This window comes from Fodinicola acaciae (assembly GCF_010993745.1).
Classification (GTDB): domain Bacteria; phylum Actinomycetota; class Actinomycetes; order Mycobacteriales; family HKI-0501; genus Fodinicola; species Fodinicola acaciae.
Genome location: NZ_WOTN01000002.1, coordinates 2,046,228 through 2,060,713, shown reverse-complemented (window position 1 = coordinate 2,060,713; position 14,486 = coordinate 2,046,228). Strand labels below are relative to the sequence as shown.

The window sequence follows — 14,486 nt, the reverse complement described above, 5'->3', positions numbered from 1 at the left end:
GACCTCGTGGCCACCGTAGCGGTGGCGGGCGCGCGGGGTGTGCCGTGGCGAGACGTTCCACCGGTTTACGGGTCATGGCGAGCGATCTACGGACTGTTTCGCCGTCGGCAACGAGCCGGGGTTTGGGCTGGCATCCTGTGCCGGTTGCAGGCCGATGCCGATGCCGCCGGGCTGATCAGCTGGGATGTCAGGGTGGGGGAAGCGGAACCGGATGACCACGCGCTGGGGGGCGCGAGGCGGCTGGACAACCAAGTTGCATCTGGCCACCGAGCAAGCACAAAGACCGCTCTCCCTGGTCGTCACGGCAGGTCAGCGTGGTGACTCTCCTCGGTCGCGGCATTCGCTGCACAATTCCGGAACAGGTCGATCAGATCCGGCATCGCCAAGCCAAAGGTCGCGCTGGTGGCCCAGCTCCGGCCTTCGATCCCGAAATCTACAAGCAACGTCACGCGGCGGAATGCGGCATCAACCGACTCAAACGCAACCGCGCCGTCGCCACTCGCTATGACAAACTCGCCGTTCGCTACGAGGCAACCGTCCACATAGCGACCATCAACGAGTGGCTATGACTTGAAACAGGCCCTAACGGAACCGTCGCGATCGTCATCGTGTCCTGGGGGTGCCCATCCTCTCGGCATTATGTTTTATGATGAGGCCGTAGTAGTAGCGCCTCCTGCGGTCTAATGCGCGCGCTGCAACTTACCTTGCACAGCAACGGAAACGCGCGACCCTCGTGGCCCGGGTTTGTCGGTCGGTTTGGTATTATTGGTGGCATGACCAGTCCTCCTTTTCGGCTGGCGGGTGATCCGTCGTTGCTGTCGGGTAAGGAGGAGTTCGCGGCCGCGTTGCGGTGTGCGGAGCAGGCGGTGCGTACGGCCAAAGCCGCGCTTCTGGCGGTGGTGAAGGCCGCCGATGACCAGACGATCGCGACGAAGTTCGGACACGGCGACACCGCGGCGTTCTTGGAGGATTTCCTGAAGTTCTCCCCTACCGAGGCGAGTCGGTGCGTGCAGCGCGCTCGGGCGTTCTGCGGCAGCCGTGCGCTGGCCGCCGGTGAGAAGTTGGCGCCGCAGTTGGAATACGCCGGTGATGCCATGCGGCGTGGCGAGCTGGCCGACTCGCAGTTGGACGCGATCCGGACGATTATCAGCAAGTTGCCGCGTCGGATCGGGATCGAGGACCGGCGGTTCGCCGAGAAAACGTTGGTCGACGCGGCGTCCCAGTTGCGTGCGCGTGAGTTGCACCAGCTCGGCAACCGCGTCCACGGCCACCTCGACCCGGATGGAACCATGCCGTCCGAGGAAGAGAACGCCACGCCGCGCCGCGAGCTGTATTTGCGCACCGGCACCGACGGCCGATTGGCGTTCCGCGGCAGTTTTGATGCCGAGACGGGCAGCCTGATGCAGGAAATCCTCTCGCCGCTGGCCAAGCCACGCACGGACAACAAGGGCAAAACCAAAGACCGCCGCTCGGCTGCTGAGCGCAATGGTGATGCGTTGGCCGATGCGCTGAATCTGATCGCCGACAGTGAGAAGCTGCCGATCCAGGGCCGCGAGCGTCCGCACCTGACGATCACGCTGTCCTGGGAGATGCTCAGGGACAAGCTCGGGCAGGTCCGCGCGTACGAAAACACCGTCCTCAGCCCCGAAGCCGCCAGAAGGCTCGCGTGCGACTGCGACATCACGCCCCTGGTGCTCGGCACCCAAAGCGAAGCATTGGACGTCGGCCGCACCGAACGGCTGGTCACCGATGAACTGCGCAAAGCGTTGATCGCCCGCGACCGCGGCTGCGCGATGATCGGCTGCACCCGACCCGTACGCTGGACGAAAGCCCACCACGTGACCCATTGGGCCGACGGAGGTGAAACCTCCATCGACAATTGCGTGCTGCTGTGCGAGGCCGACCACCGGCAGATCCACCACGGCGACTGGCAAGTCCAGATCGTCGACGGCGCGCCGGAATTCATTCCACCGCAGTACGTGGACTTCGAGCAAAAGCCGCTACGAAATACCTACCACCTGTTCAACTAGAACAGAACAGGTGGATTCGGAACCAAACACCAGCTCGATCTTTCACCGGGAGAGCGGTGATCGTTGCGAGGTTTGCGTTCCTGCTGACCGCGGTCCGTACTAAAACGTGCGCGAGGCGCGGGTCCGCGGCGTGTCCGCCGATGACCACCAGCCCCAACGATCGCTGCATGGGTCGGCCGTGGCGTGGAACGTGGTCGTCAGGCCGCCCCAGTTCGGAACCGCCACGCGATCCCGTCCACCACCCGCCGCATATGCAGGGTCGGCCAACCGATTCCCTTCACCTCGGAAAACGGCTCCAACAAGACCCACGACTCATCCGCAAACTCCTCGCTGAGACACCATCAACCCAGCATGCCCGAAAGCCACGCCGAAGGTTTGGAAAATGCCCTAGCGTTCGTCGATGACGCGGCGCAATTCCCAGGCTAGACCAGGCCGCGGATCCACTCGTGGAACTCCGCGATGTGGTGCTCGGTCGGCACGAGTACGCCACCGGCGGCGTAGGCTCGCGACGACATCCCTGGCTGACATCGCTCACATGCCGCGAAATCCTGCTCATTGACGCGATGGAAAAGCTCAACCGACCGCGAAACGTCGACCCCCGACGCCACCACGTCGGCCGCGAACAGCCAGTCGCACTCGACTGCCGTACGGTCCACCGCGAGCGGAAACATGCGATGCAGGATCACGTGATCGGGCACCAGGTTGAGAAACACCTGCGGCCGTACGGTCGCCGCGTAATAGCGTCGGTCCTGCGCCCGCGCGACCCCTTCCAGCACACCGAAACCGGGACTGCCGTCGACCGTGAAGCCGTCGACCTCCGGACCGAACTCGGCGCCGTGGCCGACGTAAGACTGCGCCGCATAACCATTGGCAAACTCCGGCAGCACCTCGGTGAGCTCCGGATGGATGGTGGCGCAGTGATAGCACTCCATGAAGTTTTCGACGATCAGCTTCCAATTGGCGCGTACGTCGTAACGGATCCGCTGCCCGAGCGCGAGCCGGTCCATCCGATAGCTGGCGACCACATCGGCCGAGCCGAGCCGCGCGGTGACCGCGTCGATCACGGTCTCGCTGAAGGACGGCGGTGCCGGCGCGAGACAGACCCATAGATAGCCGAGCCACTCGTAGGTCTGCACCGGCCGCAGGCCGAACTCCCGCCGGTCGATGTCCGGCATGCCGGTGAGATTCGGTGCGGCGACCAGCCGACCGTCCAGGCCGTACGTCCAGGCGTGGTAAGGACATTGGAACGACCGCTTGACCGCGCCTGATTCCTGCGTGCAGATCCGCGCGCCGCGATGCCGGCAGATGTTGAGAAACGCACGCAACACACCATCTCTGCCGCGGGCGATCAGGACGCTCTCGCGGCCGACCTGCACGGTCTGGAAGTCACCCGGCTGGGCCAGGTCTGCCGAGCGTACGACGCAAAACCACAGGCTCTCGAAGACTTTCTCCTGCTCGGCGGCGAAAATCCGCGGATCGGTGTAAAAGTTGCCCGGCAGCGTGGCGCGCAGGCTGACCGGCAGCGGGGTCGTCGTCATGATACGAGTTGGCCTCTCAGGCGCGCGGGGTCGAACAGCGCGATCGGATGGCGAGTGGTGCCGTCGATGCTCAGGTCGGCCACGATCTCGCCGACGACCGGTACGAACTTGAAGCCGTGGCCGGAAAATCCGCACGCCACTACGACCTGTGGATGCGCCGGATGCGGTGCGATGACGAAATGCTCGTCCGGCGTGTTGGTGTACATGCACGTGGCGGCACGCAGAAACTCACCGGGCAGGTCGGGGACGCGATGGCCGGCGAACGCCGCCATGTCGGCGATCTCCTCCGGATGTACGTCACGGTCGATCGTCTCGACCGTGCAGGTCTGGCCACCGCGGAAAAACGCGATCTTCACGCCGCGCTGATCGGCGTGATGCGCGCCGAATCCGTAGAACTGCCGTCCGCCAGGCGCTTCCCAGACGAAGATCGGATGCCGGTCGGCCAGGAACGGCTCGATGCCGCCACGCGGCTGGAACCAAAACTGCACCTGCCGCTCGACCCGGAACGGAATGCGCAGGTCTGCCAACACCTCCGATGCCCAGGCGCCCGGACAGATCACCAATCGTTCGGCCGAGTACGCGCCGTCCGCCGTCAGCACCCGCACGCCGGAGCCGGATTCGTTGGCCCGCCAGGAAAGCACCGGCTCCTCGAAGCGCAGATCGGCACCGGCTCGGTCGGCCAGTGCGAGGTGTGCGGCCACGCTGGCCTCCGGCACCACCAGACCGGCATTGCGCTCGTACAAGGCGATGTCGTCGGCTTCCGGCCGCATGGTCGGAAACCGCCGGCGGATCTCGGCGGCGTCGAGGATCTCGTGCGGCAGGTCCCATTCCTCGGCGCTGCGCCGGCTGCCGGCGACCGTGAGGCTGTCCGGCCGGCCGATCATCAGGCCACCGCTGAGATAGAGGATCCGCCGGCCGGCGTCGCGCTCGATCGCGTCCCACATCTCGGTGGCACGGATCAGCAGCGGCACATACGCTGGATCCTCGAAATACGCCTGCCTGGTGATCCGCGAGCCGCCGTGGCTGGAGCCGCGGTTGTGCGCCGGGCCAAACCTTTCCAGGCCGAGCACGCGTTGGCCGCGGCGCGCCAACTGACAGGCGGCCGAGCTTCCCATGCCGCCGAGACCGATGACGATGACGTCGAACACCTTTAGCCTCGCAGTCTTGTCATGCCGGCGTCGAAAAGTGGCTCCTTCGCGACGATCGCCGGCACGCGCTCGCCGAAGTACTCGATGAGCAGCGGTGTCCCCGGAGCCGCCAGCTCCACCGGAATCCAGGCGTACGCGATGTTTTTCCGCACCGTGTAACCGTAAGCCGCACTCGTCACATAGCCAACCGGAGCATCGCCGGAATACACCGGCTCCGCCCCCATCACCACCTGGTAGGGATCGTCGATGGTGAGACAGGAAAGCCTCGTTGTCGCAGCCGTCGGGTCGAGCGCGTCACGGCCGACGAAATAACCTTTGTCCGGCTTGACGGCGAAACCGAGGCCGGCGGCGTAGGGATCGTGCTCCGGGGTCATGTCGGTCCCCCACAGCCGATAGCCTTTTTCCAGCCGCAGGCTGTTGAAAGCGCTGCGGCCGGCGGCGATCACACCGGCGGACTGGCCGGCCTCCCACAGCGTGTCCCAGAGCAGTCGGCCATATTCCGCGGAAGTGTAGATCTCCCAACCGAGCTCGCCCACATAGGACAGTCGCAGCGCGATCACTGGTATGGCTCCGACGTACGCGCGCTGGCATCTGAAATAGCCGAGCGAGCCGAAATCCTGTTTCGTCAGCGGCCGCAGGACACCGCGCGCTTTCGGTCCCCACAAACCGATGCAGCAAGTGCCACCGGTGATGTCGCGCACCTGCACCGAGCCGTCAGTCGGCAGGTGCCGGCGCATCCAGTCCAGGTCGAGTTGCGAGTTGACGCCGACCTGGAAGGTCTGCTCGGACAGCCGGGCGACGGTCAGGTCACTGCGTACGCCGCCGTCCTCGGCCAGCATCAAGGTGTACGTGACCGAACCCGGCTTCTTGTCCAGCTGGTTGGTCGTCATCGTCTGCAGGAACGTCAACGCCGCCGGCCCGGTGACCTCCAAGCGTTTCAACGGTGTCATGTCAAACATTGCCACACGTTCGCGGGCGACCTGCGCTTCCGCGCCGGCGATCGGCGACCAGTGTCGCGAGGCCCACTCGTTGCGCTCCGGGATGCCGGCGGCCTCCGGCAGGCCGGCATTGGCCTCGTACCAGTGCGGCCGTTCCCAGCCGGCCGCCTCCAGAAACACCGCGCCGAGCTCCTTCTGCCTTTCATAGAATGGCGTCGTACGCAGGTCGCGGTGCTTTTCGGCCGGCTGCAGGGGATGCAGGATGTCATAGACCTCGACGAAGTTCTGGCAGCTGCGGTCGTGCACGTACGCTGGTGCCAGTTGCGCCGCCTCGAACCGGTTGAGATCGCAGTTGTGCAGGTCGGTTGCCGGCTGACCATCGACCAGCCACTCGGCCAGCGCTTTCGCGACACCGGCCGAATGCGTGATCCAGACCGCCTCGGCGACCCAGAATCCGGCCAGCTCCGGATGCTCGCCGACCAGCGGATTTCCGTCTGGAGTAAAGGAGAACAGGCCGTTGATGCCGTCCTCGACCTTGCTCGCGGCCAAGCCGGGGATCAGCTGTGTGGCCTCTCGCCAGGAGTCCTCGAAGTCCTCCGGCGTGAACGGCCGCTCCGACGGCATGCCTGGCAGCGCACCGATCTCGGCGGGGTCCAGCGGCATCGGCCGGTGGCCGTACGCGCCGATGCCGAGGCGGTCGAAATGCTCGCGGAAGTACAGGTCCGCGTCCTGGTGACGCAGAATCGGCAGCGTCGCTTCGCGCGTTTCGTCGAGATCCGGCAGCGGCGCGGTTTTCGCGTACTGATGCGCCATCGGCACCAACGGTACGGTCAGATCCACCAACGCACCGACCAGCGGTCCCCACATTCCGGCCGCGGAAACCACGATGTCCGCGCGAAACTCGTCGGTTTCGGTGCGTACGCTCTGCACGCGGCCGGCCTTACGTTCGACGGCGACGACCTTCTGGTGCGCGACAAACCGTGCGCCGCGCGAGATAGCCTGGCGAGCCTGTGCCTGCGCCGCGCGCACCGGCTTGGCCAGTCCGTCGGACGGAATGTGAAAACCGCCGAGCACGCGATTGGCATCCAGCAACGGATGCAGCACGGCACACTCCTCGGGCGAGATCAGCGCGCTTTCCACACCCCACGAAATGGCCCAGCCGTGCCGGCGCCGCAGATCCCGCAGCCGTGCCGGTGTGGTCGCCACCTCCAGACCGCCGACCTGCTGGAAGCACGGCGCGCCGTCCAGTGTCAGCGACGCATACTTTCCGACCGTATAGCTGGCAAACTCGGTCATCGTCTTGCTCGGATTGGTCTGGAAGACCAGGCCGGGCGCGTGCGAGGTCGAGCCGCCGGTGGCAAACAGCGGCCCCTGGTCGAGCACCGTGACCGCGGTCCAGCCACGCGCGGTCAGCTCGTCGGCGAGCGCGCAGCCGACGATGCCGGCGCCGATGATGACAACGCGGGGGTGCACGGCCATGGTCCGGCTCCTCGGTGGTGATCATGTGTTGCGCAGAAAGCGACTTGTCTCGTTATCAGCAACACGGTGCGCGACGCGGGACCACGCTGTCAAGAGGAGCGCGAAAAACTAACCAAGGAATCCGAGTTGTTCGGACAGTTGGCTGGCAACCTCGGCGAGGTCCTCGGCGACCTGCCGAATGCGGCGGCGCGGCAGTCGGTATGCCGGACCGGACGCGCTGAGCGCGGCGACGATCTCGCCACCGACACCGAGAATCGGCGCGGCGACCGCGTGCATGCCGAGCTCCAGCTCCTCGAAACAGGTCGCGTAGCCGTCGGCGCTGACCCGGTCGAGCTCCTGTTTCAGCTGGTCGAGGTCGGTGATCGTACGCGGCGTGTATTCCTCCAGGCGGCGCCGCAACAACCGGCGACGGCGCTCCGGAGACTGGTGCGCCAGCAGGACTTTTCCGCTCGAGGTGGCGTGCAACGGCGTACGCTGGCCGATCCAGTTCTGCGCGGTCACCACGGCCGAGCCGTGCGCCTGGGTGATGTTCATCGCGCAATCCTGGTCGAGGATCGCGATGTTCACCGTCTCGCCGAGCCGGTCGGCCAGATCCTGGCAGCTGGACTGGCCGAGCCGGACCAGGTCGAGCCGGCCGGTGGCGGCTCCGGCGAGCCGTACGATCCCGAAACCGATCGCGTATTTTCCCCGCTCACCAAGCTGTTCGACCAGCCCGCGGCTCTCCAGCACGGACAGCAGCCGGGAGATCGTCGACTTGTGGACGCCGAGCTCGGCGGCGATCTCGGTGATGCCGGCTTCACCGTGTTTTGCCACCATTTCCAGCACGGTGACGGCGCGATCGACCGACTGCACCAAGGCGGCCGGTTGTCGCTCTGACCCCGTGTTGACCATGACGCAACAGTAACCGCAAAAGTCGTGACCCACATTTTGAGGGGTTGACGGCCGTCCGTACGTGCCGGAGAGTGTTGCGGAGCATGATTCATGTTGTCTATGACGCAACTCACTGTGAGGTGTGCCATGATCCGCGCCTGTGCGCTCGCCGACCTGCCACCCGGTGAGTCGGTCCGGATCCCCGGTCCGGGGCCGATCGCCGTCTTCAACGCCGACGGTGACCTCTATGCCATCGACGACACCTGTACGCACCAGGAGGCGTCGCTGTCCGACGGCTGGCTGGAAGGCTGCCTGGTCGAATGCCCGCTGCACGAGGCGTGCTTCGACCTGCGCACCGGCCTGCCGACCGGGCCACCGGCAAAACGGCCGGTCCGGACGTATTCTGTGCTGGTCAGCGATGGCGAGGTGTATGTAAACCTGGAAACAGTAGAGGTGGCGTGAACAGGATCGCGGTGGTCGGCACGTCGTTGGCCGGGTTGCGGGCCGCGCAGGCGTTGCGCGAGGCCGGATTCGACGGCACGGTCACGATGATCGGCGCCGAGCCGCACCGGCCATACGACCGGCCGCCGCTGTCCAAGGAGTTTCTGGTCGGCAAGGCCGAAGCCGACGGCATCGCGCTGGCCACATCCGCCGAGCTGGACGCGTTGGCGGCCCAGTGGTGGCTCGGCACGCCGGCCGCGCGACTGTCCTCCGGAGCGGTGATTCTGTCTGACGACACCGAAATCGCCGCCGACGGCGTGGTGATCGCGACCGGTGCGTACCCGCGCCGGCTGCCGGGTCTGGACGGTCCGATCGCCGGCGTCCACACCCTCCGAACACTGGACGACGCGATCGCGCTGCGGCAAGAACTGCGGCAGGGACCGGAAAACGTGGTCGTCGTCGGCGCCGGCTTCATCGGCTCGGAGGTCGCGGCCAGCAGCCGCTCGCTCGGCCTGAAGGTCACCGTCGTGGAGTCGCTGGCGGATCCGTTGGCTCCGCTGCTTGGCGCGGAAGTGGCCCGACTTTGCGCGTCTCTGCACAGTGACAACGGCGTGGACGTGCATTACGGCATCGGCGTGACCGGAGTGTCCACTGTGGACGACCGGGTCGCCGCGGTCATCCTGGCCGACGGCCGCGAGCTGCCGGCCGACGTCGTCGTTGTCGGCATCGGCGTACGGCCGGCGGTCGAGTGGCTGAGCGATTCGGCTCTGGACACCGAAAACGGTGTGCGTACGGACGCAGGCGGCGTCACCAGCCTGCCAACCGTGGTGGCCGCCGGCGACGTCGCGCGAGCCTGGTCGCCGGCACACGGCGCGTACGTGCGGCACGAGCACTGGACAAACGCCAACGACCAGCCGGCGGTGGCGGCGCGCAACCTGCTCGCCGGGCACACCGTCGAGGAATACCAGCCGAGCGGCTATTTCTGGTCGAAGCAGTATGACGCGTGGATCCAGTACGCGGGACATCCGGCCGCCGGCGACGAGCTGCGGGTGATCGACGGATCGCTCGACGAACGCAGGTTTGTCGCGACATACCACCGAGACGGCGCGATGACCGGCGCGGTCGCCATCAACAGTCCGAAAATCTTCACACGTACGCGCAAACGGCTGCGCGCTAGCGCATCCTGACCTCGACCATCTCCGGCGTGCCGAACTTTCCCTTGCCAGGCGCGAACTTCAGCTGGCCGACCAGCGTCATCGTACGAGCCCAGGCGACGTCGCCGTCGTTGCCGACCAGCATCGCCGACACCTGGCACGAGCCGATGTAGCGCAGGGTCGGAGCACCGAAAAACCGTTTCCGGATCACGGTTTCGCCGCCGGCCACGTCCACACCGACATAGAGCACGTGCGTGATGGCGTTTTCTCCGCCGGCATGCAGCCGCTCCAAGGTCGCGGCCAGCGCCAGCGGCGGCAGGCCGCCGGTCGCCGGAGCGGTCGTGACGGCAGTGGCGAATGTCGTGGCGCGCGTCAGCGCGGCTTCGGCCAGATCGGCGACCTGCTGCGCCAATGTCTGCGCCTGCCGTGCCCGCGCGAGCTGTTCGGTCGCCTCGTCGGCCGCGTCCTGTGCCTGTTTTTCCCTTATCTGGTCGGGAGGTTGCGCTGCGCGCGCGGCGGCCAGGTCAGCCTGCGCCTGGGTCAGCTCGGCGGTCTGCCTGGTCACCTCGGCGGTGGCCGGCACCAGTTTCTGTTGCACGAACGTCAGCCGCGAGGCGGTCAGATCGCGTTGCAGGTGCTGGAATTCCGAAAACGCGGTCAACGCCGCGGTCTCGGCCGGGAAGGTGTGGAAACCGTCCACTTCGGACCGTACGCCTTGGGCACGTAACGCACGGGCGACCGCACTCACCAAAGCCGTCGACTTCATCGTCACGGCTCGGCCGGTGATCGTGTAGTCGCTGCGCAAATAGCCGACCGCGTCGGCGATCGCGCCGACGACCGCCGGCACCGCCTGCGCCGCGCCGACGACCGCGGTGACGGCGGCGGTCGCCTCGGCGATCAGGCCCTCCTGGCCCGGAGCCGCTTCCTTCGCCGGCGCCGACGCCTCGGCGACCTTCTCGCTGGCCGCCTTGAGCTCGGCGGACAACCGGCTCAGCTGCTCGGTGACCGCGTGATATGACCAGTCGGTCGCGGCCAGCGCGCGGTCCTCGACGACCAGGACACGCCACGGCGGCACCGTCGCGACCCCTTCGGCGATCTGGCCGGCGGCATGGTTGAGCAGCGAATACGACACCAACTCGGACACCACGCCAGCGGCCGCGTCCTGCTCCACCTCGGACGCGCCGGCCTTGAGCCCCGCCTGCGCCATGTCGCCTCACTGCCGCGAAAGCCCCATCTTCACCGCGTGCCCCAGCGACCACAAGGGACCAAAAGGACGAACTTTCAGGCGTTCGCGCACGGCGAGGCGCCGGCGGTCGAGCCGAGCGACCAGTCCGGCCGCGGCCGCGGGTCCGGAGTCGGCGACCAGCGGCCGTCGACCTGCGCGTACGTCCACTGTGGACCGTCGCGCAGGAAGGCATCCAGTGCCTCGACCAGCCGGTCGACATCGTCCGACGACGAGCCGACGCCGACGCTCGCGCGGATGGCACCATCGGCCAGGCCGAGCCGCGCCAGCAGAGGATGCGCGCAGAACTTGCCGTCGCGTACGCCGATGCCGTGCTCGGCGGACAGATACGCGGCGACCAGGCCGGGATCGTGACCCGGCAGGCTGAAGGTCACCACGCCGATCGCGCCGGGACTGTCCGGAAAGATTCGGTGGACACGTACGCCGTGGAGCCGCCGAAGGCCGTCGAGCAGCCGCGACCGCAGCTCTGCCTCGTGTGTCTCCTGCGCGCCCTCTGGCAGGTTGGCGAGCAGCTGGCAGGCTCGCGCCAGCGCGGCGGCCCCCAGCACGTTTGGCGTGCCACCCTCGTGCCGCGCCGGGGCGGCGGCCCACGCGGTGTCGGTCAGCGTGACGTTGCGCACCGCGCCGCCACCGGCCAGGTAGGGGCGGCCGGTGTCCAGCCAGTCGCGGCGGCCGACCAGCGCGCCGGCACCGTACGGCGCGTACAGCTTGTGGCCGGAAAACGCCAGGTAGTCGATGCCGGTGGCGGCCAGGTCGACCTGGCGGTGCGGCACCAGCTGCGCACCATCGACGGCCAGCCGCGCGCCGTACCGATGGACGATCGCGGCGATCGTCCCGAGCGGCAGGAGCTCACCAGTGACGTTGGAGGCGCCCGTGACCGTGACCAACGCGGCCGGTGCCGCCCGCAACGCTGCTTCGAGGTCTTTCAGGGTCTGCTCGAGCGTCGAGGCAACCGGCAGGCAGCGATAACGCTGGTCGCGCCACGGCAGCAGGTTGGCGTGGTGTTCGAGGTCGAGTACGAGCACGTCGCCGGCCCCGGCTGGCACGCAGCCCGCCAGCAGGTTGAAGGCGTCGGTGGTGTTGCGCGTGAACACCACGACGTCGTCGTCGCGCGCGCCGCAGGCGTTGGCGACGATCGCACGCGCCGATTCATACACGCCAGTGCTGACCTGCGACGCGTAACCGGCGCCGCGGTGCACGCTCGCGTAGAACGGCAGCAGCTCGGCGACGTGGCTCGCCACGCCGTCCAGCGCCGGTGCGCTCGCGGCGTAGTCGAGGTTGGCGTACGTGCGACACTCCCCCGTCACCAGCGGCGCCGGCAGGTCACCACCGACCACTGGCAACAGAGCGGCGATGCGGTTGGTCAGCACGGCGGTCATCAAGCCTCCTCAGGTCGTCGGACCTGCTTGGGAGGCCCGCGCTTGCCGCCGGCCTGCTGGCCGGTGGCCTGGTCGTCACCCGGAGCACCCCACCGCGGTTGGAGGGTTGCCGGCCAGCAAGCCGGGGCTTGACGCTGGCACTCATGACCTGTCGAAGACGTTAACTGATCACTGGCGCTGATGGCAAACGCGTACGATGAGCACATGCCGCAGGGATCGGACTGGCTCAGCACGGAGGAGGCCGCTGCGCGGATGCACGTGCCGCCGGACGCCGTCGTGCCGACGCTGACGCAGGAATATGGCGCCGATCCGGAGATGCACGTCGTCATGACCACCGCCGGACCGATGGTGAGCCGCTGCTCGGTCGCGTTCGTGGTCGCCGACCGGCAGCTGTCCGAGGCCACCAGGGACGCCGAGCCGACCGGCAGCACGCTGGCGAAGGGGCCATCGCTCGGCTATCCGCACAGCATGCAGGCGAAAAACTCGAACAGGCCGTCCCAGTCCTGACGTTTTCGTTGTTTTCAAAGGAGAAAACATGTCGACAGACGCGCGTGCCGGTCAGCCGGCGCAGGCCCGGGACCTGATCGACGTCGCCGCCGTCGTCACCGCGTACTACACCGAGCATCCCGATCCGTCCGTGCCGGCGCAGCGGGTTTCCTTTGGTACGTCCGGACATCGCGGCTCCTCGCTGAATGTGGCGTTCAACGAGGACCACATCGCGGCGACCAGCCAGGCGATCGTCGACTATCGCGATGGTCAGGGCATCACCGGTCCGCTGTTTCTCGGCCGTGACACGCACGCGCTGTCCGAGCCGGCTTTCTGGACGGCGCTTGAGGTTTTCGCCGCCAACGACGTGACGGTCGCGATCGATGCCGCCGGCCGCTACACGCCGACACCGGCCGTCTCGCACGCGATTCTGCGGCACAACCAAAGCGGCGGCGCGCAGGCCGACGGTGTTGTCGTGACGCCGTCACACAACCCGCCGGCCGATGGCGGGTTCAAATACAACCCGCCGGACGGCGGCCCGGCCGGCAGCGCGATCACCGGCTGGATTGGCAAGCGCGCCAACGACTATCTGGCCAGGGGGTTGGACGGCGTACGCCGCGTCACCGCCGCCTCGGCGCGGTCCGCACGTACGACCCAGAAATACGACTTCCTGTCGTCCTATGTGGACGATCTGCCGTCGGTCGTCGACATCGACGCGATCCGCCGCGCCGGCGTACGCATCGGCGCGGACCCGCTCGGTGGCGCGTCGGTCGATTATTGGGCTGCCATCGCCGAAAGACACCGGTTGGAACTGACCGTCGTCAATCCGCTGGTGGACCCGACCTGGCGGTTCATGACACTGGACTGGGACGGCAAAATCCGGATGGACTGCTCGTCCGCGTACGCCATGGCGTCGCTGATCCAGCGGCGAGCCGATTTCGACCTGGCGACCGGAAACGACGCGGACGCCGACCGGCACGGTATCGTCACCCCGGACGCCGGCCTGCTCAACCCCAACCATTATCTCGCCGTCGCGATCGACTACCTTTTCCGTCACCGCGCGGGATGGCCGGCAGCCGCCGCCGTCGGCAAGACGCTGGTCTCCTCCAGCATCATCGACCGGGTCGCCGACGACCTCGGCCGTAAACTGGTCGAGGTGCCGGTCGGGTTCAAGTGGTTTGTGCCTGGCCTGCTCGACGCGTCCGTCGGTTTCGGCGGCGAGGAAAGCGCCGGCGCTTCTTTCCTGCGGATGGACGGAAGTGTCTGGACCACCGACAAGGATGGCATCATCCTCGACCTGCTCGCCGCCGAAATCCTCGCCACGACCAACGCCGACCCCGGCGAACATTACCGGCAGCTCACCGAAAAATTCGGCGCGCCCTCGTACGCTCGGATCGACGCACCGGCGACACCCGACCAAAAGGCGGCTCTGTCGAAGCTGTCCGCCGACCAGGTCACCGCAACCGAACTGGCCGGCGACGAGATCACCGCGACGCTGACGAATGCGCCCGGAAATGGTGAGGCGATCGGTGGTCTGAAAGTCGTGACGAAGTCCGGGTGGTTTGCGGCTCGCCCCTCGGGGACTGAGGATGTTTACAAGATTTACGCGGAAAGTTTTCGGGGTGAGGAGCATTTGAGGGCACTGCAGGCGGAGGCTCGGGAGCTTGTGTCGTCAGTGATTTCCTGAGGTGTGATGTGGTGCGGTGCCGTTGTTGGGTTGGCGGCGGTGGAGTCCTTTGTTTGTAGCGGTGGGTGGATGGTGAGTTCGCCGTTTGGTGGG

General features: G+C 67.0%; 13 protein-coding genes and 1 riboswitch. Of the genes, 7 read left to right on the top strand and 6 right to left on the bottom strand.

Going from position 1 to position 14,486, the window contains the following annotated elements; translation table 11 throughout:
- Positions 1–6 precede the first annotated feature (6 nt).
- The 3 genes from GNX95_RS44410 to GNX95_RS24985 all read left to right on the top strand — a co-directional run bounded on the left by GNX95_RS44410 (position 7) and on the right by GNX95_RS24985 (position 2,030).
- Positions 7–321: a transposase gene (locus tag GNX95_RS44410; RefSeq protein ID WP_222853867.1), complete on the top strand. Its 315-nt coding sequence runs from the start codon at positions 7–9 to the stop codon at positions 319–321.
- Positions 315–569, top strand: coding sequence for a hypothetical protein (locus GNX95_RS42615; RefSeq protein ID WP_222853866.1), 255 nt, complete (start codon positions 315–317; stop codon positions 567–569). The genes GNX95_RS44410 and GNX95_RS42615 overlap by 7 nt, the downstream gene beginning before the upstream one ends.
- 114 nt (positions 570–683) lie before the next feature.
- Positions 684–2,030, top strand: a complete 1,347-nt coding sequence (locus GNX95_RS24985) for an HNH endonuclease signature motif containing protein (protein ID WP_343034961.1) — start codon at positions 684–686, stop codon at positions 2,028–2,030.
- A gap of 422 nt (positions 2,031–2,452) precedes the next feature.
- Here the strand turns inward: GNX95_RS24985 and GNX95_RS24980 are convergent, their stop codons facing one another.
- The 4 genes from GNX95_RS24980 to GNX95_RS24965 all read right to left on the bottom strand — a co-directional run bounded on the left by GNX95_RS24980 (position 2,453) and on the right by GNX95_RS24965 (position 8,024).
- The gene (locus tag GNX95_RS24980; RefSeq protein ID WP_163509803.1) at positions 2,453–3,568 is read right to left on the bottom strand and encodes an aromatic ring-hydroxylating oxygenase subunit alpha; all 1,116 of its coding nucleotides are present in this window, start codon (positions 3,566–3,568) and stop codon (positions 2,453–2,455) included.
- On the bottom strand, positions 3,565–4,683 hold the full coding sequence (gene solA / locus GNX95_RS24975; protein WP_163510210.1) for an N-methyl-L-tryptophan oxidase: 1,119 nt from the start codon (positions 4,681–4,683) through the stop codon (positions 3,565–3,567). The genes GNX95_RS24980 and solA overlap by 4 nt, the downstream gene beginning before the upstream one ends.
- A gap of 35 nt (positions 4,684–4,718) precedes the next feature.
- Positions 4,719–7,133, bottom strand: coding sequence for a GcvT family protein (locus GNX95_RS24970; RefSeq protein ID WP_163509802.1), 2,415 nt, complete (start codon positions 7,131–7,133; stop codon positions 4,719–4,721).
- Positions 7,134–7,241: 108 nt separating this feature from the next.
- Positions 7,242–8,024, bottom strand: coding sequence for an IclR family transcriptional regulator (locus GNX95_RS24965; protein ID WP_163509801.1), 783 nt, complete (start codon positions 8,022–8,024; stop codon positions 7,242–7,244).
- 126 nt (positions 8,025–8,150) lie between these two features.
- On the opposite strand from GNX95_RS24965, the gene GNX95_RS24960 reads away from it, so the two are divergent.
- Both GNX95_RS24960 and GNX95_RS24955 read left to right on the top strand, forming a co-directional pair.
- Positions 8,151–8,465, top strand: coding sequence for a bifunctional 3-phenylpropionate/cinnamic acid dioxygenase ferredoxin subunit (locus GNX95_RS24960; protein ID WP_163509800.1), 315 nt, complete (start codon positions 8,151–8,153; stop codon positions 8,463–8,465).
- The gene (locus GNX95_RS24955; protein WP_163509799.1) at positions 8,462–9,631 is read left to right on the top strand and encodes an NAD(P)/FAD-dependent oxidoreductase; all 1,170 of its coding nucleotides are present in this window, start codon (positions 8,462–8,464) and stop codon (positions 9,629–9,631) included. Before GNX95_RS24960 ends, GNX95_RS24955 begins: the two co-directional genes overlap by 4 nt.
- Here the strand turns inward: GNX95_RS24955 and GNX95_RS24950 are convergent.
- Positions 9,618–10,805, bottom strand: coding sequence for a hypothetical protein (locus GNX95_RS24950; protein WP_163509798.1), 1,188 nt, complete (start codon positions 10,803–10,805; stop codon positions 9,618–9,620). The two genes, GNX95_RS24955 and GNX95_RS24950, sit on opposite strands and share 14 nt — an antisense overlap.
- Positions 10,806–10,879: 74 nt before the next feature.
- The gene (locus GNX95_RS24945; RefSeq protein WP_163509797.1) at positions 10,880–12,220 is read right to left on the bottom strand and encodes an aminotransferase class V-fold PLP-dependent enzyme; all 1,341 of its coding nucleotides are present in this window, start codon (positions 12,218–12,220) and stop codon (positions 10,880–10,882) included.
- Between the two features lie 33 nt (positions 12,221–12,253).
- Positions 12,254–12,369, bottom strand: a riboswitch (SAM riboswitch).
- A gap of 55 nt (positions 12,370–12,424) precedes the next feature.
- Here GNX95_RS24945 and GNX95_RS24940 point away from each other — a divergent pair.
- Positions 12,425–12,727 (top strand): hypothetical protein, encoded by a 303-nt coding sequence (locus tag GNX95_RS24940; protein ID WP_163509796.1) that lies wholly within the window; start codon positions 12,425–12,427, stop codon positions 12,725–12,727.
- Between the two features lie 28 nt (positions 12,728–12,755).
- Positions 12,756–14,393 carry a phosphoglucomutase (alpha-D-glucose-1,6-bisphosphate-dependent) gene (pgm, locus tag GNX95_RS24935; RefSeq protein WP_163509795.1) on the top strand — a complete coding sequence of 546 codons (1,638 nt, stop codon included), beginning with the start codon at positions 12,756–12,758 and terminating at the stop codon, positions 14,391–14,393.
- Positions 14,394–14,486 lie beyond the last annotated feature (93 nt).